This is a genomic window from Brachybacterium horti (genome assembly GCF_054777615.1).
Window position 1 is genome coordinate 235,834 of the sequence record NZ_BAAHAM010000003.1, and the last position, 21,379, is coordinate 257,212.

Sequence of the window (21,379 nt, forward strand, 5' to 3'; positions counted from 1 at the left end):
GGCGAGTCTACACACCCCGCAGGACGGGGCCAATCTTTTTTTGACCTGGGTTTTCGTCCGTCTGCGGCAGCCCGTCAGCGCATGTCAGCGCATGTCAGCGCATGTCATCGAGGACGGCCAGGATGGCCTCCCCGTGGCGCTGGATCGCCGTCGCCCCGAGCCCCGGCACGGCCAGCAGCTCACGGGCGGTGCGGGGGTTCCGCTCGGCGATCGCCTCGAGCGCGGCGTCGGTGAGCACCGCGAAGGGCGGGCTGCCCTGCTCCCGTGCCCGCTGCGCGCGCCACGTGCGGAGCGCGTCGCGCACCTTCTCCCCCGCGCCGGCGGGGCAGCCGCCGTGGCGGCCCACCCGCTGCTCGCGTGCGGAGACCAGCGCCTCGCCGCACACCGTGCACTCGCTGTACACGGTCGCGCCGCGGCGCCCCGTGCGGCGCGCGGTCGCCCCTCCCCCGCCCGCTGGCTCCGCGGGGGCGGCGATGATGCCGTCGAGGAAGCGTGAGGGCTTGCGGGACCCGCGGGCCCCCGGCGTGCGCGCGGCGGCCCAGCTGATCGTCAGGAGGTCGCGGGCGCGGGTGAGCGCCACGTAGAAGAGCCGTCGCTCCTCCTCGATCTCCATCGCCGTGCGGGCCATGGAGATCGGCAGCAGGCCGTCGCTCGCCCCGACCAGGTGCACGACCGGCCACTCCAGGCCCTTCGCCGCGTGCACGGAGGCGAGGGTGACGCCGTCGACCACCGGCGCGGACTGCGCCTCGGCCCGCTCCTCGAGCTCCCGGACCACCTCGGGCAGCCCGGCGCCGGGCCGGGCGAGGACGGTGTCCGCGAGGCCGACGAGCGCCTGCAGGGAGTCCCAGCGCTCGCGGAGCGCCCCCGTCCCCTCGGGCGGGTTCGGGGACCAGCCCAGCTGGGTGAGCACGTCCCGCACCGCGCGGTCCGGCTCGAGCTGCTCGACGCGGGTCGCGGCCCGCAGGGTGACCATCGCGCGCCGCACCTCCTGCCGGTCGAAGAACCGGTCGCCGCCGCGCACGAGGTAGCCGATGCCGCGGGCGGTGAGCGCCTGCTCGAGGGCCTCGGACTGGCTGTTGGTGCGGAAGAGCACCGCCATGTCGGAGGCGCTGCGCCCCTCCTCGATCAGCTCCGCGATGCGTGCCGCCGTGCCCTGCGCCTCGGCGTCGTCGTCCGCGAAGTGCTCGACCACCGGCGGGGGGCCGGCGGGCCGCTGCGCGACGAGGGTCAGCCGGGAGGCGCGGGTGCGGCCGCGCGCCCCGTCGAGCACCGTGTTCGCGACCCGCACGATCTGCGGGGTCGAGCGGTAGTTGCGCTCGAGGCGGATGGTGCGGGCGCGCGGGAACTCCTTGCCGAAGTCCAGCAGGAACGAGGCGCGCGCCCCGGCGAACGTGTAGATCGTCTGCGCGGCGTCGCCCACCACGCAGAGGTCGTCGGAGCTGCCGAGCCACAGCCGCAGCAGCGCGTGCTGGAGCGTCGAGACGTCCTGGTACTCGTCGACGACGAGATGGCGGTACTGGGAGCGCACCTCGCGGGCGACGTCGGCCCGCTCGGTGAGGAAGCCGACCATGTGCAGCAGGACGTCCTCGAAGTCGAGCACGCCGCGCTCCTTCTTCACCTCCTCGTACTGGGTGAGGATGCGGGAGATCGAGCGGGAGTCGAAGCCGGCGACCCCGGGCCGCTGGGCGGCCTCCGCGGCGGCCGGGTAGGACTCGGGGGTCAGCATCGACACGCGGGACCACTCGACCTCGGCGACGATGTCGCGCAGCGCCGCGCGGTCCACGCTCATGTGCAGGCGCTGGCAGGCCTCGCCGATGCCCGCGTACTTCTGCGGCATGAGCTCCGGCATGGGGCCGCCCACCACGCGCGGCCAGAAGTGGCGCAGCTGGCGCAGCGCCGCCGAGTGGAAGGTGCGGGCCTGCACGGCGGGGACGCCGAGGTCGCGCAGCCGCGAGCGCATCTCCGCGGCGGCCTTCGCGGTGAAGGTCACGGCGAGCACGTGCTTGGGGTCCATGCGGCCGGTCGCGACGCCGTGGGCGATGCGGTGCGTGATCGCACGGGTCTTGCCCGTGCCGGCGCCGGCGAGCACGCACAGCGGCGCGCCGAAGCTCGTGGCGACCTCTCGCTGCTCGGGGTCCAGCGCCTCCAGGAGCTGCTCGGCGGTGGGAGGGGTGGTCTCGTCCATCAGGCGCGCGGGTCCTCCGCCTCGTCCAGCCAGTCGTCGATGAGGGCGCGGCCCAGGGACGCCGTGCCGGGGATGCCCACGGAGCCGTCCTCGACCGCGGCGCGCAGCTCCTCCCGGGTGAACCAGCGGGCCTCGGCGATCTCGCCGTCGGCCAGGGTGAGGGTGTCCGTGCCGCGGATCCAGGCGCGGTAGCCGAGCATGAGCGAGCGGGGGAAGGGCCAGGGCTGGCTGCCCACGTACTGCACCTCGGCGACGTCGAGCCCGACCTCCTCGGCGACCTCGCGCGCGACCGCGCCCTCGAGCGTCTCCCCCGGCTCGACGAAGCCGGCGAGCACGGAGTGGAAGCCCGTGGGGAAGTGGGCGTTGCGGGCGAGCAGCAGGCGGCCGGCGCCGTCGCGGACGGACATGATCACGGCGGGATCGGTGCGCGGGAAGTGCTCGCTGCCGTCCTCCGTGCAGCGCAGCACCCAGCCGCCCATCTCCGCGGAGAGCAGCGCCCCGCACAGCGGGCAGTGGCGCATGGAGCGGTGCCAGGCACCCATCGAGGTCGCGGCGAGGGCGAGATCGGCGTCGTCCTCGGCGAGATCGGAGGCGACGTGACGGAGGTCGCGGAGATCACGGCCGGGGTCGTCGAGCTCGGGGCTCGGCTCGGCGATCTCGACGCCCAGCACGCGCCGGCCGTCACGGCGACCCAGCAGCACGAGCGGCTGGACGGTGCCGCCGCGGGGGTCGTCGGTCTCGAGCACGACGTGCAGCAGGCCGTCCTCGTCCTCGCTCATCGCGGCCGCTCCGGCACGGGTCACGACGTAGCGCGCGTCCTCCCCCGGCTCGAGGATCGAGGGGTCCGAGCGCTCGAGCGCGCTGCGGTCGGGGTCCAGGAGGGTGAGGGGTGTGCGCAGGTGCGGTCCACGGAGCGTCGGCATGGCCTCGAGCCTACGCGGACCACGGAGGCCGGGCGGGTACGGTGGACGAGTGCATCGCAACTCCTTCTCCCTGGCCGCCCTCGCCGCTGCTGCGGTCCCGGGCCTGGTGCCCGCGCTGACCACGCCGATCGCCACGCCCGCCGAGGAGCTCGACGTCGCGGGCGTCGTCGGTGAGGACTCCCAGCGCGTGGTGGTCCGCTCCCCGGCGTCGACCGCCGCAGGGGTGCGACTGGACCGCGATCTCACCGTCGCGGACGCCCTGACCGGCACCCCCCTGCGCGGCGTCGTCCCGCCCGTGCTCGGTTTCGTCAAGCTCGCCGAGGGCGGCCGCGCCGCGGTGAGCGCCGCCCCCGCCGGGCACCCGCTCATGCTCGACGAGCTGCAGGACTCCCCCGGCCTCGCCCGTTCCCTGGGCCAGGTGCTCGCCCGCATCCACACCGTGCCCCGCTACGCGGCGGAGGCGGCCGGGGTCGAGAGCTTCACCGCGGCCGCCCTGCTCTCCGAGCACGCGGACCGCGTGCGCCGCGCCCGTGAGGGCGGCCACCTCCCCGCCGCGGTCTCCCAGCGCTGGGAGTCCCTGCTGGCCGACGCCGACCTGTGGGACTTCACGCCCCAGTTCATCCACGCGGACCTCTCCGAGGAGTCGCTGTTCGCCGCGGAGGACCGCATCAGCGCCGTGCTCTCGTGGCACCGGGCGAAGGTCGCCGATCCCGCCACGGATCTCGCCTGGCTCATCTCCTCCCTCGACACCGAGCGCTTCGACGAGCTGTACGCCGCCTACCGCGAGGAGCTCCCCACCGAGGTGCACCCGCGCCTGGTCGAGCGCGCGCAGGCGATCGGCGAGTTCGCCCTGTGCGAGTGGCTCCTGCACGGGCTGGACACCGAGGACCAGGAGATCGTCCAGGACGCCCGGGTCATGATCTCCGACCTCGACCACGACCTCGCGCAGCTCGCGCGCGACGAGGCGGAGCGCACCTACGAGGAGCTCCACGCCGATCGGCGCGAGCCCGTCGCCCCGGGCCAGGACCCCGCGCCCGAGCAGCGGTCCGCCGCCCCCGAGGACGTCGAGCACCCCGGGACCTCCGAGCGTCCCGGGCTCTGACCGGGTGACGGGCCCCGCGCCCGGCCTCAGTCGCCGCGGAGCCTGCTCTCGACCGCCGCACGCGAGGGATGACGCGTCACCTCGTGCGTGACGCCCGCGGCCACGTAGTGGAAGGCGGTGCGGATCCGTGACAGCGGCGTGCCCGTCGCCTCGTGCCAGGCCAGGCGGTACAGCGTGAGCTGCAGCGAGAGCGCCCGCAGCCGCGCCGGGGGCGGCACCTGCCCCGTCTTCCAGTCCACGATCATCACGCCGTCCCCGCCGTCCGGATCGGGGAAGACGGCGTCGATCACGCCGCGCACCGCCACCTCGCCGATCCGCGTGGTCACGGGGTGCTCCACGGCGATCGGGGTGCGGTCGGCCCACTCCGAGACGGCGAAGGCGTCCCGCAGCGCGGCGGCGGAGCCCGCCGGCCCCTCGTCGTCGTGGTCCGCGAGATCGGCGAGGTCCTCGAGGTCCAGGAGCGTCCCCGCGTCGAAGCGGTGCTCGAGCCAGGCGTGGAAGGCGGTGCCCCGCGAGGCGGCGGCGGAAGGCCGGCGCGGGAGCGGGCGCAGCAGGTCCAGCGCGGCGCCCGTCGGGTCCTGCGCCTGCGCGACGACCTGCGAGGCGGACAGCCGGGCCGGGGAGTGCACCTCGGGGCGCGCGCGATGCTCGGCGAGGTCGGCGAGGGCCCGCTCCACGAGGGTCGCGAGCGCCGGGTCCGCGATCTCCCGATCGGCGGCGCCCGCCTCCGCGACGAGCCGGGCCGCACGATCGCGGGCGGCCTCCTCGGGCCCCGGGTCGGCGGGGAACAGCGCGGTGCGCCGGGAGGAGACCAGCGGGTTCTCCTCGGGGACCTCCTCGACCCGGCGGAAGGCCGTCGGCACGAGGTCCGCGATCTCGGCGAGATAGCGGGAGCGGGGCCGGGGCCGGCTCGCGTCCTGCCGCCAGGCGGCGGAGGTCAGCAGCAGCCGGCGCCGCGCCCGGGTCACCGCGACGTACATGAGCCGGCGGTCCTCCCGCAGCGACTCCTCCCCCTGGGCGAGCTGGTACTCGTCCACGAGCTCCTCGGCGTCGACCTGGGTGTCCGCCTCGGCCCACCGCAGCTCGGGGAGCGTTTCGGCGTCGCCGCGCAGGGCGGTGGGGACGGCGGCGTCGGCGAGCGGACCCAGCCAGCCGCTCGCGGGCACGCGCACCCGCCCCTCCTCGTCGGTGCGCGCGCGGCGCAGGTCGTAGGAGGGCACGGACCCCTCGGTGAGCCCGGCGACCGCGACGAGGTCCCATTCGAGACCCTTCGCGGAATGCATGGTCACGACCGTGACCGCGCCGGGCGGCGGCTCCGTCTGCGCGGCGGCGGAGACGGACAGCCCCGCCTCCTCGTCCTCGCTGATCTCGAGGAGGTCGAGGTAGGCGCCGAGACCGCCCTGCTGCGCCCCGGACTCGAAGGCGGCGGCGTGGTCGCGCAGCGCCTCGAGGTCGCGCAGCACGGCCGGGTCGGCGTCCCGCTCGAGCAGCGCGAGGTCCACGTCGAGCGCGCGGACGGCCGCGGTGACGAGGTCCGGCAGCGGCAGCGGGAGCAGCCGGCGCACGGTGCGCAGCACGGCCTGCAGACGCACCAGCCGTGCCCGGCCCTCCTCCCCCAGCTCCCGGCCCTGCGGGTCCTCCCAGCCGTGGGGCGGGAGGTCGTCGAGGGCGTCCACGAGGGACACCTGGACGGCCTCGTCGGCGGCGCCCGGTCCTCCTCCCGCGCGGCGTGCGAGGTGGTCGCGCCAGCGGCCCAGGACCGCGAGGTCCCGGGCGCCCAGGCTCACGCGCGGTCCGGTGAGCAGGCGCATCAGCGCGTCGCCGCGCGAGGGGTCGTGGGCGCACGTGAGCAGGGCGCGGACGTCCGCGACCTCGGGCCGGTGCAGGAGCCCGCCGAGCCCCACGACGGCCGCCTCGAGACCCGCGGCCTCGAGACCCGCGACGAGCGCGGGGATCTGCCGACGGGCCCGCACGAGCACCGCGGCGCTCGGCACGTCCTCGTCCGGGCCGGCCTCGGCGCGCCGCTCGAGCACCCAGGCGGCGATCGCGGCCGCCTCGGTGGACTCGTCGGCCGCCTCGTGCACCTCGACCGCGCCCTCCCCCGCGCCGGGGCGCGAGCGCAGCTCGGGGATGTCGACCCCGGCACCGGCCGCGCGCAGCGGTCCGGCGAGCCGGTTGGCGACGGCGAGCGGGGCCTCGTCGTTGCGCCAGGACGTGGACAGGGAGCGCTGGAGCACGGGGGCGCCCGGCGCCGCGAAGGAGCGGGCGAAGCCGGCGAGCGAGGCGGCGGAGGCACCGCGCCAGCCGTAGATCGCCTGCTGCGGATCGCCCACCGCGCAGGCGGCGTGCCCGGGGCCGAAGAGGTCGGTGAGCATGCGCAGCTGCGCCACCGAGGTGTCCTGGAACTCGTCGAGCAGGACCACGCGGTGGCGGCGTCGGGCGTCCTCCGCCGCGGCGGGGACCTCCGCCGCGATCCTCGCCGCGATCCCGATCTGGTCGGCGAAGTCGAGGGCGGCGCGCTGGTGGCGGACCTCGGCGAAGCGCTCGAGCAGGGGGATCAGGGCGAGGCGCTGCTCGAGCGCGTCGAGCACGCCGGCGACCTTCTTCGGCGTCACCCGGCGCCGTCCCTCGGCCTGGAGCGGGATCCCCGCGAGGTGGTCCCGGACCCGGGCGAGGTGCTCGCGCAGCTGCTCGGGCGCCACGAGATGGTCGGAGAGGGAGGAGGTCAGCGAGATGAGCGCGGCGGTGAGCGTCGCCGGGGAGGCGTCGAGGTCGAGGGAGTCGTCCGCGGACTCGACGAGGGTGTGCGCGAGCTGCCAGGACGCGGAGGCGGACATCATCGTCAGCTCCGGGTCGAGGCCGACGGCGAGCGCGTGCTCGCGCACGAGGTCGAGGGCGAAGCCGTTGTAGGTCGCGACCGTCGGCTGCTGACCCACGAGCTCGTCCGCCCCGCGCTCGAGCCCCGGCGGGAGGGCGAGCCCCTCGGCGCGCAGCGCGTCGGCGAGCGCGGAGAGCCGCGCCCCGATCCGATGGGAGAGCTCCCCGGCGGCCTTGCGGGTGAAGGTGAGCCCGAGCACGTGGCGGGGCTCGACGATCCCGTTGGCGATGAGCCAGACGACGCGGGAGGCCATGGTCTCCGTCTTCCCGGATCCGGCGCCGGCGACGACGAGCATCGGCGCGAGCGGCGCCTCGATGACGGCGCGCTGCTCCTCGGTGGGCGGCGGCTGGTCGAGCAGGGCGGCGAGCTCGAGCGCGGGCAGGCGAACGGCGGGCGCGGCGGTCACAGCTGCTCCCCCTCGGGCTGGAGCGGGCACGAGGCGCGCACCGCGCAGTGCGTGCAGTGCGGGTTGCGGCGGGCGACGACCCGGGCCCCCGAGACCTCCTCGGCGACGAGCGCGACGGCGCGCGCGAACCACTCCGGGTCCTCGGCGGCGGTGAGCGCGCCCTGGCCGCGGACGGCGGCCCGGCGGCCCCCGCCGCCGAGGTAGACGAGCTCCGCCCCGCCCAGGCGCTCGCCCGCGTCCTCCCCGAGCGCCTCGGCGAAGGCGCCCTCCTGCACGGCCGTCTGGTAGGCGGCGAGCTGGAGGTCCTCCGCGGCCGCGGCCTTCGTCTTCGGGGCGCCGGTCTTGAGGTCGACGACGCGCAGCCCGGTCGCGTCCCCCTCGATGCGGTCGACGGTGCCGCGCAGGCGCACGGGGTGCTCGCCCGCGAGCTCGACCTCGAAGGGTGCCTCGATCGCGAGCGGGGGCGCGGCGGCCGTGCGAAGGTGCTCGGCGAGGAGCCGGGCGGCGTCCTCGGCCCGGCGCACGCGGCGTCGGCCGGACCACGTGTCGAGCCCGGGGACGCCGCGCAGCAGCGTGTGCAGGCGGGCGAGGAGGTCCTCTTCCCCCGCCTCGCCGCGCGGGTCCTCCTGGGCGAGGCGGTGCACGGCGGTGCCGAGGACCTGGGCGGGGCCGGAGGCGCGGGAGCCGCCGGCCCGCTCGAACAGCCAGGCGCGAGGGCAGGCGTGGGCGCGCTCGAGGGCGGAGGGGGACAGCGGCACGGCGGTCCCGGGCTCCTGCAGCGCCTCCTCGCTCGAGGGGCGCTGGTGGTACCAGGCGGTGGGGTCCGCGCCGGGCGCCCCGGCCTCGCCGAGGGCGCGCAGCGCGACCGCGGCATCCAGGTCGGGACCAGAGGCGTCGTCGGCCTCCCGCAGGCGACGTCGCAGGGTCGCGACGAGGGTGCGCGCATCGGGGGCGGGTCCGGGGTCCTGCCGGAGGGTCTCCGCGTCCGTCCAGGCGGGGAGGCCGAGCGCCTCGAGCGCCTCGAGCAGCGCCGAGGGGCTCGTCTCCCCGTCCTCGACGGCGGTGACGAGCACGCGGGTCCGGGCCCGGGAGAGGGCGCTCACCGCGAGGCGCACCTCGTCGGCGACGACCTGCGCGCGCTGGGCGGCGTGCAGCGTGTCCGGGTCCGGGGGCGGCTCCTGCCCGGGCCGGGCGGCGCCGACGAGGGAGAGCTCGGCCGCGCCGAACAGCGTCGAGCGCAGGCGCAGGTTCGGCCAGGCCCCCTCCTGGAGCCGCGCGAGGACGATCGTGTCGCGGTCCTCCCCGGCGAGCTGCGCCGGGGTGAGCACGGCGAGGCGTCCGCGGGGCGCCGCGGAGGCGGCGAGGGTGTCCTCGACCACGGCCTGGCCGCGGATCTGCTCGACGAGGTCGAGGGCCCCGGCGCCCGGCCGGCGGTCCGCGAGGCGCTCGGCGGCGGCGAACAGCTCGAGCAGGGCGTCGAGGCGGCCGGAGGCGAGGCGGGCACGGGCGCCGTCGGCGTCCTCCGCGGCGCCGAGGGCCGCTCGCCGCCAGCCGCCGGCGAGCGCGGAGGCGTCCCACGCGGACCACAGCACCTCCTGGGCGCCCTCCTCGGCGCGCGAGCGGACGGCCGCGATCATGGCGCGCACGCGGTGCACCGGCGCCGCGGCGCGGTCGCGCGCCTCGGCGGCCGGCAGCCCGGGGACCTCCTCGGCGACGAGGGCCCGAGCGAGCAGCTGCTCACTCGGCGTCTCGTCCTCCTCGGGGCGGGCCGCGAGCAGGAGCCGCCGGATGCGGCGCAGGCGCAGCTGGTCCGCATCGCCGAAGGGCCCGCGCAGCAGCTCGAGCGCCTCGAGCGGATCGGGCTCCCGGGACAGCTCGTCCAGCCCCAGCTCGACGATGCGCAGGAGGTCCGCGACCACGGCCTCCTCGCGCAGCGGCCGCGGCCGGCGGGGCGTGCGCACCGGGAGGCCGCTGCGGGCGAGCAGATCGGCGACGTCCGCGACGGCGCTCCCCGAGCGGCACACGACCGCCATGTCGTCGTAGGGGATCTCCTCGCGGTGGTGGAGGTCGCGCAGGGCCGAGGCGAGCAGCCGGGCCTCATCGAGCGGGGAGCGCGCCCGCAGCACGGCGAGGCCGTCGTGCGAGCCCTCGAGGTCCCGCGGGCGGCGCAGCGCGCCCGGGGCCCCGGCGAGCGGCAGCCGGGACCGCAGGGAGTCCACGGCGAGCGCCGGCCCGGCGGGGACGGCGCCGTCCACGCCTCCCCCGTCGAGGACCACCTCCGTGAAGGGCCGGCCGAGGGCCTCGGCGAGGCGGGCCGCCGCGTCGGGCAGCGCGCCGCGGAAGGTGTCGACCGCCTCGTCGGCGCACGCGGTGACGAGCACCCGCGCCCCGGCGCCCGCGAGCGCGAGGACCAGCGCGATGCCCGCGCTCGTGAGGTCCTGGGCGTCGTCGACGACGACCCTCGGGGCAGGGAGCTCGACGGCCCCGGCGGCCACGAGCCGGGCACCGCGGCGCACGAGGCCGCCGCTGTCCAGGCGCGGCCCCGCGTCCAGCGCGGTCGCCGCCTCGAGGTCGAGGACGCCGAGGTAGTCGCGCAGCAGGGCGGCCGCGTCGCGCCAGGCGGGCCGCCCGCGCCGCCGCCCGAGCTCCTCGAGGTCGTCGGGTCCCAGCCCCAGCTCGGTGGCCCGCGTGACGAGGTCACGCAGCTCGGTCCGGAAGCCGGGCAGGGTGCGGGCCGCGGGGTCGACCTCGAGATGCCAGTCGGTGCGCTGGGCGATCAGCTCGGCGAGCAGGGCGTCCTGGTCCGCGCCCGTGACGAGGGTCGGCTCCCCGAGCCCGCGACGGGTGGCGTCCGAGCGCACGAGGGCGAAGCCGAGCGCGGCGGGGGTCATGACCCGCGCCTCCCTTGCCCCGTGCACGGCGAGCGCGTCCCGCAGCCGGGCGGCGGCCGCGCGGCGCGGCGCGAGCAGCAGCACCGGATCCCCCGTCGCCGCGGCGGCGAGCGCGAGCGCGGTGCGACCCGCGCGGGGCGCTCCGTGGACGAGGACGTCGGCGCCCGCCCCGAACCGCTCGAGCGCCTCCCGCTGAGGAGCCCGGAGCGTGGCCGGGGTGTGCAGGGCGGGCAGCGCGTCGAGATCGGGGCCGAGGAGGCGGAGGGCGGGTGCGGTGCTGGTCATGGCTCCCCCATTCCACCCCATGAGGCGGACGAACGGGACACGGGGCTAGAGTGTGGCGGATCATCTCTCCCCGGTCCTGGAGGACAGCCATGGCGCCCACCGTCCGCATGCCCCGACGGGAGCGGCGCGCGCAGCTGCTGGGGATCGCGACCGAGGTGTTCCGCGCCCGCGGCTACCAGGGCACCTCGATGGACGACATCGCCGCCGCGGCCGGGGTCACGAAGCCCGTGCTCTACCAGCACTTCACCTCCAAGGAGACGCTCTACAAGGAGGTCATCGACGTGCTCGGCGCGTCGCTCCTCGAGGTCGCCCGCTCGCTGCGGGACGTCCCCGGCCCGCCGCAGGCCCGGGTCGAGGAAGGGCTGCGACGCTTCACCGAGATGGTCGAGGTCGAGAACACGCTGCGACTGTTCACGGGGCGCGGCGACGTCTCCGAGGACATCGAGCAGCAGGTCGCCGGCCTCCTGGACGCGCTCGCGCTCGAGGTGGCCGGGGTGCTCATCGCCTACCGGGACGTCACCCCCGCGCACGCCCGGGTCATCGGCCGCACGATGATCGCGATCGCCCAGTCCACCGCGCGCCTCGCCCATGAGGCGGAGGACGCGGACAGCCGCGAGGACCTGCTCCGCACCACGACCGCGCTCGTCGTGGACGGCCTGACCGGATTCGCCCTGCGCGAAGACGCCCCCGCTCCCGCCGAGTGAGCCGATAGAGTGACGGCGCATCCGTCGGACACAGAAAGGCGCAGGTCATGGAGATCCGCATCGGCATCCAGCATTCCCCGCGAGAGATCGTCATCGAGTCCGAGGAGTCCTCGGAGGACGTCCTGAGCTCGCTCGCCTCCGCCGTCCAGGACGGCTCCCCCGTCACGCTGCGCGACGCCAAGGGCCGCCTCGTGCTGGTCCCCGGCGCGAAGCTCGCCTACGCGGAGGTCTCCACCGAGGAGCCCCGTCGCGTGGGCTTCCTCGGCTGACGTCGCCCCCTGCGTGACCGCACCGGCCCGCCTCGTCGCCGCCCGTCGTCTGCTCCGCTCCCCGCGGATCCGGCGACGGGCGGCGACGCTCGTCGTGGCCGTGCTCGGCGCCGTGATCGGGGTGCTGCTCGTCCCCGCCACGACCACCCAGGTGGGGCCGCTGACCGCGTCCGTGCACCTGATCCCCTCCCTCGCCTCGGACACCGTGATCCTGCTGCCGCCGGTCGGCGAGGTCCACTTCGACACCCACACGGCGCCCGTGCGCATCGAGGCGCGCGTGCAGGGGGTCGACGTGGCCGCGGCCGAGCAGCTGGTCTCCTCCGCGAGCGGGCTGAGCGACCTCGCCCGCACGGCGCCCGAGGACCTCACTCGGGCCGCCGTGATCAACGCGCTGCTGAACGCCCTCTTCGCCGCGGGCGGTGCGGCGCTCGCCGTCGCCCTGACGTTCCGCCGGGCGCGCCGCTCCCTGGTCGCCGGCGGCTCCGCGGCGGGGCTCGTCGCGCTGTCCGTCGCGGCGACCGTGGTGACCTTCCGGCCGCAGGCGCTGTACCAGCCCACCTTCGAGGGGCTGCTCTCCGAGGCCGCGAACGTCGCGGACATCGGCGCGGGCACCCTCGCCGACTACGAGGACTACCGGGCGACGCTCGCGGAGTTCGTGGGGCAGGTCTCCGCGCTGTACATCGCCGCGGACTCGCTGCCCTCGGCCGGGGCCGACGCCGATCTCGTGACCGTCCTGCACGTCTCCGACATCCACGACAACCCGCAGGCCTTCGACGTCATCGCCCAGCTCGACGACCAGTTCGACCTCGACCTCGTGATCGACACCGGCGACATCATCTCCTGGGGCACGCCGTGGGAGAACGACATGGTCGCCCGGATCGGCACGCTCGACGTGCCCTACGTGTTCGTCTCCGGCAACCACGACGGCGCCGCGACCTCCGCGGTGATCGCCGCCCAGCCGAACGCGACCGTGCTCGACAACCAGGTCACGGAGGTGGCGGGCCTGACGATCGCGGGGATCGGCGACCCGCGCTTCGCGGCGGACGACGACTCCGACAAGGGCGGCTGGACCGCGGGCAAGGACGCCGTCTCCGGAGCCGCCTTCCAGCTGGGCGACACCGTCGAGGACTGGGACGCGTCCCATCCCGAGGACCCGGTGGACCTCGCCCTGCTCCACGACCCCACCCAGCCCGCGGGCCTCGAGGGCCGGGTGCCGCTCGTCCTCTCCGGGCACATGCACACCTCGAAGGTCGAGCTGGACCGCGACGGCTCCGGCACCGACTGGCTGACGGTCGGCTCCACGGGCGGCGCGCTCGCCTCGGGCGGTGTGCGCCCCGTCCTCGAGGGCGGGGAGCCGCTCGACCTCACGGCGCGGCTGCTGCGCTTCGACGCGGCCACGGGCCGGCTGGTCTCCTACGACGACGTGACGATGGGCGGCCTGGGCATGGTCTCCGTCGCGATCCACCGCACGCGGATGCCCGCCGAGACCCCGGAGCTCGAGGTCCCCGCGGATGCGGAGACCCCCGCCACACCCGTCCCCACGGAGCAGGAGGTCGCCCCCGGCGAGGGGCTCCCGGACGAGGAGCGCGTCACGCCGACGGACCCGTCCAGCCCGCTCCCCGGGCCGAGCGATTCCGGCGAAGGATAGGATGGCCGGGCACATCCGTATATCAGAGAGTCCAACGGTGCCCGAAACCACACTGACCACCGACGAGGCCGTGTCGGCCTCCCCCGCCGTCGAGCAGAGCTCCGGCGAACCCGCACAGACCTTCGCCGACTTCGACGTCCGCAGCGACATCGTCGAGGCGCTCGCCGCGAAGGGGATCATCCATCCCTTCCCGATCCAGTCCCTCACCCTGCCGGTCGCGCTCAAGGGCCGCGACATCATCGGCCAGGCGAAGACCGGCACGGGCAAGACCCTCGGCTTCGGCCTGCCGCTGCTGCAGCGCACCGTCGCCCCCGGCGAGCCCAACCCCGACGACCGCCCGATCGGCAAGCCGCAGGCCCTCGTGGTCCTGCCCACCCGTGAGCTCGCCGTGCAGGTGGCGGAGGATCTCATCGCCGCCTCCGCGAAGCGCCCGTTGCGCATCCTCACCGTCTACGGCGGCCGCGCGTACGAGCCGCAGATCGAGGCCCTCGAGAAGGGCGTCGAGGTCGTCGTCGGGACCCCGGGTCGCCTCATCGACCTCATGCGCCAGAAGTACCTCGACCTCTCGCACGTGCGCACCGCGGTGCTCGACGAGGCGGACGAGATGCTCGACCTGGGCTTCCTCGAGGACATCGAGAAGCTGCTGCGCGCCGTGCCGGAGCAGCGCCAGACGATGCTCTTCTCCGCGACGATGCCGGGGCCGATCATGGCCCTCGCCCGCCGCTTCATGAGTCGGCCCACGCACATCCGCGCCCACGACCCGGGCGACGTCTCCCGCACCAAGGCGGACATCAAGCAGGTCGTCTACCGTGCGCACCAGCTCGACAAGATCGAGGTCATGGCGCGGATCCTGCAGGCCCGCGGCCGCGGCCTGACGATCATCTTCATGCGCACCAAGCGTCAGGCCGACAAGGTCGCCGGCGATCTCGCGGACCGCGGCTTCGCGGCCGCTCCGCTGCACGGCGACCTGGGCCAGGGCGCGCGCGAGCAGGCCCTGCGCGCGTTCCGCAACGGCAAGGTCGACGTGCTCGTCGCGACCGACGTCGCCGCCCGCGGCATCGACGTGGACGACGTCACGCACGTCGTCAACTGGAACTGCCCCGACGACGACAAGACCTACCTGCACCGCACCGGTCGCACCGGTCGCGCGGGCAAGAAGGGCACCGCCGTCACCTTCGTGGACTGGGAGGACCTCGCGCGCTGGGCCCTCATCGCACGCCAGCTGGGGCTCGAGTCCACCGAGGCCGTCGAGACCTACTCCACCTCGGACCACCTCTTCAGCGATCTCGACATCCCCGCGGGCACGAAGGGCACCCTGCCCAAGGAGGCCCGCACCCGCGCGGGCCTCGACGCGGAGCAGATCGAGGACCTCGGCGGCCCCGAGGGTCCGCGCGATCGTGATCGCGGCGGCCGCGGCGACCGGGGCGGTCGCTCCGAGCGCGGCGGTCGCGGTGGCCGTGGCGAGCGCGGCGGTCGCGGCGGCCGGGCCGAGGGAGGCCGCTCCCGCCGCGAGGACGGGGACCGTCCCGCACGCACCGACGCCCCCGCCTCCTCCGACGCCCCGTCCGAGGGCGGCGAGCGTCCGCGCCGCGAGCGCACCCGCACCCGCACGCGCCGGGTGAACGGCGAGGTCACCGAGGGCGGCACCGGCTCGACCGGCGCCTCGTCCGAGGGCACCCGTCACGAGGGCGGCTCCGGCGAGCAGGGTGATCGTCCCCGGCGTCGTCGCTCGCGCGGCGGCCGCGGTCGCGGTCGCGGCGGCAACGGCGGCGCGAGCACCGGTGGCGAGCAGGGCCAGGCTCCCGCCGAGGGCTGAGCCCCGGCACCGGACAGCGAGGGAGGGCCCGGATCACGCGCGAGCGTGGTCCGGGCCCTCCCTCGTCCGGTCGCGGGCAGTCCGGTCGCGGGCCCTCAGGCGCCGAGCACGCCCCAGCTCTCGATGAACGAGTGCACGGCGTCGAAGATCATCTGCGTGGAGATCGCCGCGAGCAGCACACCGGAGATGCGGGTGACGAGGGTGACGCCGCCCTTGCCGAGCATGCGGGCGATGATCCCGGAGAAGCGCATCACCGAGTACATGACCACGGCCATGAGGGCGAGCGCGATGACGAGCGCTGCGATGCGGGGGCCCTCGCCGCCGGTCTGGTCCACGAAGAGCATCATCGCGACGATCGCGCCCGGACCGCCCAGGAGCGGGGTGCCCAGCGGCACGAGGGCCACATTCACGCCCTCGCTCGCGGCCATCTCCCCCTCCTTCCCGGCGAGGAGCTGCAGCGCGATGATGAGCAGCAGCAGGCCGCCGGAGAACTGCAGCGCCGGCAGCGAGATGTGCATGTAGTCGAGGATGAACCGGCCGAACAGGGCGAAGGTGCTGATGATGAGCATCGCGACGCCCACGGCGACGAGCGCGGCGCGGGACCGCTGCTTCGCGGTCATGCTGCTCGTCAGCGACAGGAAGATCGGGATCGTCCCCGGGGGGTCGATGATGACGAAGAGGGTGACGAAGACTCCCGTGAGGAAGCTCAGGTCGACCAGGTCCATGGACGGATGACCTCGGTGGTGCTCGTGGCGCGACGGGTGATCGCGGCCAGGACGTCCGACTGCGTGAGGTTCTCCCCGAGCCGGTTGGGTTTGCCCGCGCCATGGTAGTCGCTGCCGCCGGTGACCAGGAGCCCGTGGTGGTCCGCCAGCTCGAGCAGCGCGGTGCGCTCTGCCTCGTCGTGCTCGCGGTGGTCCACCTCGATGCCGTCCAGGCCCGCCCCGATCATGTCCTCGAGCAGCCCGCGCGGCAGCCCACCGTCGCGGCTCGACGAGGCGGGGTGCGCGATCACCGCGACACCGCCGGCCGCGTGGATCAGCTCCACGACGGCCGTCGGCGACGGGGCGTAGTAGGGCACGTAGTAGGGCCCCGAGGGGGCCAGCAGCTCCGCGAAGGCCGCGGAGCGGTCCGGGACGACACCGGCGGAGACCAGCGCGTCGGCGATGTGGGGCCGGCCGATCACCGTGGTCTCGTCGGCCACCTGCTCCTGGACCAGGTCCCAGCTGATGGGCACGTCGCGTCCCAGGAGCTCGACCATGGAGCGGGCGCGCTCCGCGCGGGACCGGCAGGCGCGCGCCATCTCACCGGCGAGCCCTGAGCCCGGATCGGGGTCGACGAGCAGGGCCAGCACGTGCACGCTGAGTCCCTCGTGCTCCGCGGAGACCTCGATCCCGGGCACCGCGGCGACGCCCGTCGCCCTCACGGCGTCGGGCAGCTCCGCCCAGCCCGCCGTGGTGTCGTGGTCGGTCAGCGCCAGTGCGGTCACACCTGCTTCCCTCGCGTCCTCGAACAGCTCCCCGACGTCGCGGGTGCCGTCGGACCAGGTCGAGTGCGCATGCAGGTCGATGCGGTCGTGCACGGGATCAGCAGCATCGCTCATGGCCCCAGCGTAGTCGGGCGTGTGGGACGATCCTGGGGTGAACACCCAGAACCCTGAGATCGAATCCGGCCCCGCGGCGGGGCCCTCCGCCGACGACCTGGCCTCGCGCGGTGACTCGCGCTCGCAGCGCCCCACCAACGACGTGTTCCGACGCTTCATCGCCTCCGGCTGGGACGAGACCGTGCCGGAGGCGGAGCCGCTCCCGTCGGCCGCCTTCACCCCGGCCCGGCGCGACGCGCTCGTCGCCGCCGTCCCGTCGACCCGCCTGGTGCTGCCCGCCGGCGTGCTGAAGGTGCGCTCGAACGACACCGACTACCCGTTCCGCCCGGACACGGCCTTCGCGTACTACTCGGGTCTCGGCACCGACGAGGAGCCCGACAGCGTGCTCGTCGTCGAGCCCGATCCGCAGGACCCGCAGCGCTCCGTGGCGACCTACTTCTTCCGTCCCCGCGCGGGCTTCGACTCCGCCGAGTTCTTCTCCGACTCCCGCTACGGCGAGATGTGGGTGGGGCGCCGGCTCACGATCGCCGAGGCCGGCCAGCGCATGGGCGTGGAGGTGCGGCACATCGACGAGCTGCGCGACCACCTCGCCAAGGACGTCGGCGCCCAGCTGTCCCTCGCCGTCATGCCCGGGGTCGACGCGGGCGTGGAGACGATGGTCTCCGAGATCCGCTCGCAGAACGGCCTGCCCGGCGGCACCGAGCTCGAGGCGGAGAACGACCGCCTCCGCGAGGCCGCGAGCGAGCAGCGCCTCGTGAAGGACGCCTTCGAGATCGAGCGGATGCGCGAGGCGGTCGACGCGACCCTCCGCGGCTTCGAGGACGTCGTGCGCCACCTCCCCGAGACGGTGGGCCACCCCCGCGGCGAGCGGATCATCGAAGGCGTGTTCGCGGCGAACGCGCGCGCCGCGGGCAACGGGGTCGGCTACGACACGATCGCCGCGGCCGGCGACCACGCGTGCACCCTGCACTGGATCCGCAACGACGGCGCCGTGCGCGGGGACGAGCTCGTGCTCGTCGACGCCGGCGTCGAGGTCGACTCGCTCTACACGGCCGACGTCACCCGCACCCTCCCGGTCTCCGGCACCTTCTCCCCCGCCCAGCGGAAGGTGTACGAGGCCGTGCTCGAGGCCTCCGACGCGGTCTTCGCGATCGCCCGCCCCGGCATCCGCTTCCGGGACCTGCACGCGCGGGCCATGGAGGTCGTCGCCGCGACGCTCGAGGAGTGGGGCCTGCTCCCCGGCACCGCCGAGGAGTCCCTCTCCCCCGAGGGCCAGTGGCACCGCCGCTGGATGGTGCACGGCACGAGCCACCACCTCGGCATGGACGTCCACGACTGCGCGCAGGCGCGGCGCGAGATGTACCTCGACGCGGAGCTCGTTCCCGGCATGGTCTTCACGATCGAGCCGGGGCTGTACTTCAAGGAGAACGACCTGCTCGTCCCCGAGGAGCTGCGCGGCATCGGCGTGCGCATCGAGGACGACGTCCTCGTCACCGAGGACGGAGTGGAGAACCTCTCCATCAACGCACCCCGCGGAGCCGACCAGGTCGAGGCCTGGATCGCTAGTGTGAACGCGTGAGCACCAACCTCCAGCGCTTCTACGCGGCCCGCCTCGCCGGCACCACCGTCTTCGACCCCATCGGGGACTCGGTGGCGAAGGTGCGCGACGTCGTGGTGATGCCGCAGCCGCGCGGGGAGGCGCGGGCCGTCGGCTTCGTGGTCGAGGTGCCCGGGAAGCGGCGCGTGTTCCTGCCCGCCACCCGGGTCACCTCGATCTCGCCGGGGCAGGTCATCTCCTCCGGCGTCATCAACGTGCGCCGCTTCGAGAAGCGCCCCGGTGAGCTGCTGGTGATCGGCGACATGCTGGACCGCGAGGTCACCCTGCTCGACGGCACCGGCACCGGCACCGTCGAGGACGTCGCGCTGGACCGCAACCGCCACCAGGACTGGGAGCTGTCCCGCCTGCACGTGCGCCGCCGCCGCGGCGGGTCCCTCTCGCGGCTCGTCTCGCGCGGCGAGACGGTGACCGTGCGCCCCTCCGAGGTGACGGGCCTGTACGGGACCCAGGCGGAGCAGTCCGCGCACCTGCTCGCGGCCTCCTACCAGGACCTCAACCCCGCGAACCTCGCCGAGATCCTCCAGGAGATGGACTCCAAGCGTCGCGTCGAGCTCGCGGACGAGCTGCCGGACGAGCGCCTCGCGGACGTCCTCGAGGAGCTGCCCGAGGACACCCGCGTCGAGGTCGTCACCGGTCTCGACGCGAAGCGCGCCGCGGACGTCCTGGACGTCATGGACCCCGACGATGCCGCGGACCTCGTCCAGGAGCTCCCCGAGTCCGTCGCCTCGCAGCTGCTGAGCCTCATGGAGCCCGAGGAGGCTGAGGACGTGCGCCGCCTGCTCGCGTACGACGAGTACACCGCGGGCGGCATGATGACCACCGAGCCGCTGATCGTCTCCCCCGAGACCCCGGTCGCCCACTGCCTGGCGATGATCAGCCGCGAGGAGCTGCACCCCGCGCTCGCCTCGACCGTGCACGTGTGCCGCTCCCCGCTCGAGACGCCGACCGGCCGCCTGCTGGGCATCGTGCACTTCCAGCTGCTGCTGCGAGAACCCCCCGACCGCCTCGTGGGCGACCTCATCGCGCAGGACACCGTCACGGTGCCGCCCACCATGCAGCTGTCGCAGGTCACCCGCGAGATGGCGACCTACAACCTCGTCTCGATCCCGGTGGTCGACGCCGACGCCCGCCTGCTGGGCGCGGTCACCGTGGACGACGTGCTGGACCACGTCCTCCCGGACGACTGGCGCGAGCAGGACGAGCCGATGACCACCACGGGACAGATCGACCTCAGCGAGATCGCCCGCGCCACCAGGAAGGGGTGAGCCATGGCGGAGAAGAACGCTCCCGCCCTCGACGACCCGGCACCCCGGAACCGTCGTCTCCTGCCGCGCAGCCCCTTCTCCGGGGACACCTTCGGCCGCATGGCCGAGACCTTCGCCCGCGCGATGGGCACCCCCGCCTTCCTGGTCGGGATGACCGTCATCTGCGCCGTCTGGCTGACCTGGAACTCCGTCATGCCGGAGTCCGCGCAGTTCGACCCGCGGGCCATGAACTTCACCCTGCTCACGCTGATCCTGTCGCTGCAGGCGTCCTACGCGGCGCCGCTGCTGCTGCTCGCGCAGAACCGTCAGGACGACCGCGACCGCGTGCAGGCGGAGCAGGACCGCCAGTCCAACGAGCGCAACCATGCGACGACGGACTTCATCACCCGGGAGATCGCGGGCCTGCGCCTCGCCCTGAACGACGTCGCGACCCGCGACTTCGTGCGCGGCGAGCTGCGGGACCTGCTCGAGGAGCTCGAGGAGGACTCCCGGGAGGACGAGCTGGAGCGCATGCGCGGGATCGTCCGCGAGGAGATCGCCGCGGCGCTCGGCACCACGGACGGACCGGGCACGGGCCGCGGGGCCGGAGAGCCCGCGACGGAGAAGGAGCAGCGATGAGCACCACCGACACCACGGGCGGTGACGAGCGCGTCGCCCTCATCCACGAGGCCCTCGCGCACGTCATCGACCCGGAGATCCACCGGCCCATCACGGAGCTCGGCATGGTCGAGGACGTGCAGGTCGACGCCGACGGCGCGGCGACCGTGAAGGTCCTCGTGACCATCGAGGGCTGCCCCATGCGGGACCGCATCGAACGGGACGCCGCGGAGGCGACCGCGACCGTGCCGGGCCTGACCCGGGTGGAGGTCTCGACCTCCGCGATGACGGAGGAGCAGCGCCGCGAGCTCACGGCCCGCCTGCGCCAGGGCCGCCGTCAGATCCCCTTCAACCAGCCCGGCTCGCTCACGCGGATCCTCGCGATCTCCTCGGGCAAGGGCGGCGTCGGCAAGTCGACGGTCACCGCGAACCTCGCCGCCGCGATGGCGGCGGACGGCCTGCGGGTGGGCGTCATCGACGCGGACATCCACGGCTTCTCGATGCCCGGCATGTTCGGCATCACCGAGCAGCCGACGAAGGTCTCCGACCTCCTCATGCCGCCGCAGGCGCACGGCGTCGCCGTCATGAGCATCGGCATGTTCGTCCCCGAGGGGCAGGCCGTCGTGTGGCGCGGCCCGAAGATGCACCGGGCGATCGAGCAGTTCGCCTCGGACGTCTTCTGGGGCGACCTCGACGTGCTCCTGCTGGACCTCCCGCCCGGGACGGGCGACGTCGCGATCTCCGTGGCGCAGCTCCTGCCGAGCGCGCAGATGGTCGTCGTGACGACCCCGCAGCAGTCCGCGGCCGCGGTCGCGGAGCGGGTGGGCTCGCTCGCCACCTCCACGGAGCAGGAGATCGCCGGGGTCGTCGAGAACATGGCGGGGCTGACCCTGCCCGACGGCACGGTCATGGACGTCTTCGGCTCCGGGGGCGGGGACCGCGTGGCGGCGACCCTCGCGGGCGCCGTGGAGCATCCGGTGCCGGTGCTGGGCCGGATCCCGCTCGAGCCGGCGCTGCGGCACGGCGCGGACACGGGCCTGCCGCTCGTGGTCTCCGATCCCGAGAACCCGGCGGCGATCGCGCTGCGGGACGTCGCGCGCGCGCTCACGCACCGGCCGCGCGGCCTGACGGGGATGAAGCTGCCGCTCTCGGTCTCGCGGCGATGAGGCTCCCGCCCCGAGGGGCGGGC

Annotated in this window: 15 protein-coding genes; 9 read left to right on the forward strand and 6 right to left on the reverse strand. The window is 75.1% G+C overall.

The window, feature by feature from the left end; all coding sequences use genetic code 11:
* Positions 1-94: 94 nt before the first annotated feature.
* A complete protein-coding gene (locus ACYVAP_RS10495) occupies positions 95-2,185 on the reverse strand; it encodes an ATP-dependent DNA helicase UvrD2 (protein ID WP_137771173.1) in 2,091 nt (696 codons plus the stop codon).
* Positions 2,185-3,108, reverse strand: coding sequence for an NAD(+) diphosphatase (gene nudC, locus ACYVAP_RS10500; RefSeq protein ID WP_137771174.1), 924 nt, complete (start codon positions 3,106-3,108; stop codon positions 2,185-2,187). The genes ACYVAP_RS10495 and nudC overlap by 1 nt, the downstream gene beginning before the upstream one ends.
* A gap of 49 nt (positions 3,109-3,157) precedes the next feature.
* Here nudC and ACYVAP_RS10505 point away from each other — a divergent pair, with 49 nt between their 5' ends.
* On the forward strand, positions 3,158-4,210 hold the full coding sequence (locus ACYVAP_RS10505; RefSeq protein ID WP_498860599.1) for a protein kinase family protein: 1,053 nt from the start codon (positions 3,158-3,160) through the stop codon (positions 4,208-4,210).
* 26 nt (positions 4,211-4,236) lie between these two features.
* On the opposite strand, the gene ACYVAP_RS10510 is transcribed toward ACYVAP_RS10505, so the two are convergent.
* Together ACYVAP_RS10510 and ACYVAP_RS10515 are read right to left on the reverse strand one after the other, a co-directional pair.
* The gene (locus tag ACYVAP_RS10510) at positions 4,237-7,494 is read right to left on the reverse strand and encodes an ATP-dependent helicase (protein ID WP_498860600.1); all 3,258 of its coding nucleotides are present in this window, start codon (positions 7,492-7,494) and stop codon (positions 4,237-4,239) included.
* On the reverse strand, positions 7,491-10,670 hold the full coding sequence (locus ACYVAP_RS10515; protein WP_498860601.1) for a PD-(D/E)XK nuclease family protein: 3,180 nt from the start codon (positions 10,668-10,670) through the stop codon (positions 7,491-7,493). The genes ACYVAP_RS10510 and ACYVAP_RS10515 overlap by 4 nt, the downstream gene beginning before the upstream one ends.
* 89 nt (positions 10,671-10,759) lie before the next feature.
* On the opposite strand from ACYVAP_RS10515, the gene ACYVAP_RS10520 reads away from it, so the two are divergent.
* From ACYVAP_RS10520 to ACYVAP_RS10535, 4 genes are read left to right on the forward strand one after another with little or no spacing between them, the layout of a single operon-like run.
* Positions 10,760-11,374, forward strand: a complete 615-nt coding sequence (locus ACYVAP_RS10520; RefSeq protein WP_264450160.1) for a TetR/AcrR family transcriptional regulator — start codon at positions 10,760-10,762, stop codon at positions 11,372-11,374.
* A 47-nt stretch (positions 11,375-11,421) separates the two neighbouring features.
* Positions 11,422-11,643, forward strand: a complete 222-nt coding sequence (locus ACYVAP_RS10525; RefSeq protein WP_264450158.1) for a DUF3107 domain-containing protein — start codon at positions 11,422-11,424, stop codon at positions 11,641-11,643.
* 13 nt (positions 11,644-11,656) lie between these two features.
* The gene (locus tag ACYVAP_RS10530; RefSeq protein ID WP_498860602.1) at positions 11,657-13,291 is read left to right on the forward strand and encodes a metallophosphoesterase; all 1,635 of its coding nucleotides are present in this window, start codon (positions 11,657-11,659) and stop codon (positions 13,289-13,291) included.
* A gap of 1 nt (position 13,292) precedes the next feature.
* Positions 13,293-15,107 carry a DEAD/DEAH box helicase gene (locus ACYVAP_RS10535; protein WP_498860603.1) on the forward strand — a complete coding sequence of 605 codons (1,815 nt, stop codon included), beginning with the start codon at positions 13,293-13,295 and terminating at the stop codon, positions 15,105-15,107.
* A gap of 95 nt (positions 15,108-15,202) precedes the next feature.
* On the opposite strand, the gene ACYVAP_RS10540 is transcribed toward ACYVAP_RS10535, so the two are convergent.
* Positions 15,203-15,832, reverse strand: a complete 630-nt coding sequence (locus ACYVAP_RS10540) for a MarC family protein (protein ID WP_137771180.1) — start codon at positions 15,830-15,832, stop codon at positions 15,203-15,205.
* Complete coding sequence (locus tag ACYVAP_RS10545; protein WP_498860604.1) at positions 15,814-16,710, reverse strand: PHP domain-containing protein; 897 nt, start codon at positions 16,708-16,710, stop codon at positions 15,814-15,816. The genes ACYVAP_RS10540 and ACYVAP_RS10545 overlap by 19 nt, the downstream gene beginning before the upstream one ends.
* Before the next feature lie 37 nt (positions 16,711-16,747).
* On the opposite strand from ACYVAP_RS10545, the gene ACYVAP_RS10550 reads away from it, so the two are divergent.
* Genes ACYVAP_RS10550 through ACYVAP_RS10565 form a run of 4 tightly spaced genes read left to right on the forward strand, consistent with a single transcriptional unit; the run spans position 16,748 to position 21,356 of the window.
* Positions 16,748-18,289, forward strand: coding sequence for an aminopeptidase P family protein (locus ACYVAP_RS10550; RefSeq protein WP_498860605.1), 1,542 nt, complete (start codon positions 16,748-16,750; stop codon positions 18,287-18,289).
* A complete protein-coding gene (locus tag ACYVAP_RS10555) occupies positions 18,286-19,593 on the forward strand; it encodes a magnesium transporter MgtE N-terminal domain-containing protein (RefSeq protein ID WP_137771183.1) in 1,308 nt (435 codons plus the stop codon). The genes ACYVAP_RS10550 and ACYVAP_RS10555 overlap by 4 nt, the downstream gene beginning before the upstream one ends.
* Positions 19,594-19,596: 3 nt before the next feature.
* The gene (locus ACYVAP_RS10560) at positions 19,597-20,211 is read left to right on the forward strand and encodes a DUF1003 domain-containing protein (protein WP_498860606.1); all 615 of its coding nucleotides are present in this window, start codon (positions 19,597-19,599) and stop codon (positions 20,209-20,211) included.
* The gene (locus ACYVAP_RS10565; protein ID WP_498860607.1) at positions 20,208-21,356 is read left to right on the forward strand and encodes a P-loop NTPase; all 1,149 of its coding nucleotides are present in this window, start codon (positions 20,208-20,210) and stop codon (positions 21,354-21,356) included. The genes ACYVAP_RS10560 and ACYVAP_RS10565 overlap by 4 nt, the downstream gene beginning before the upstream one ends.
* Positions 21,357-21,379: the final 23 nt, after the last annotated feature.

What these genes read in the sequence shown, in the direction of transcription:
- ACYVAP_RS10495 (WP_137771173.1), bottom strand. Translation starts at nt 2,185, where the DNA reads ATGGACGAGACCACCCCTCCCACCGCCGAGCAGCTCCTGGAGGCGCTG.
- nudC (WP_137771174.1), bottom strand. Translation starts at nt 3,108, where the DNA reads ATGCCGACGCTCCGTGGACCGCACCTGCGCACACCCCTCACCCTCCTG.
- ACYVAP_RS10515 (WP_498860601.1), bottom strand. Translation starts at nt 10,670, where the DNA reads ATGACCAGCACCGCACCCGCCCTCCGCCTCCTCGGCCCCGATCTCGAC.
- ACYVAP_RS10520 (WP_264450160.1), top strand. Translation starts at nt 10,760, where the DNA reads ATGGCGCCCACCGTCCGCATGCCCCGACGGGAGCGGCGCGCGCAGCTG.
- ACYVAP_RS10525 (WP_264450158.1), top strand. Translation starts at nt 11,422, where the DNA reads ATGGAGATCCGCATCGGCATCCAGCATTCCCCGCGAGAGATCGTCATC.
- ACYVAP_RS10535 (WP_498860603.1), top strand. Translation starts at nt 13,293, where the DNA reads ATGGCCGGGCACATCCGTATATCAGAGAGTCCAACGGTGCCCGAAACC.
- ACYVAP_RS10540 (WP_137771180.1), bottom strand. Translation starts at nt 15,832, where the DNA reads ATGGACCTGGTCGACCTGAGCTTCCTCACGGGAGTCTTCGTCACCCTC.
- ACYVAP_RS10545 (WP_498860604.1), bottom strand. Translation starts at nt 16,710, where the DNA reads ATGAGCGATGCTGCTGATCCCGTGCACGACCGCATCGACCTGCATGCG.
- ACYVAP_RS10560 (WP_498860606.1), top strand. Translation starts at nt 19,597, where the DNA reads ATGGCGGAGAAGAACGCTCCCGCCCTCGACGACCCGGCACCCCGGAAC.
- ACYVAP_RS10565 (WP_498860607.1), top strand. Translation starts at nt 20,208, where the DNA reads ATGAGCACCACCGACACCACGGGCGGTGACGAGCGCGTCGCCCTCATC.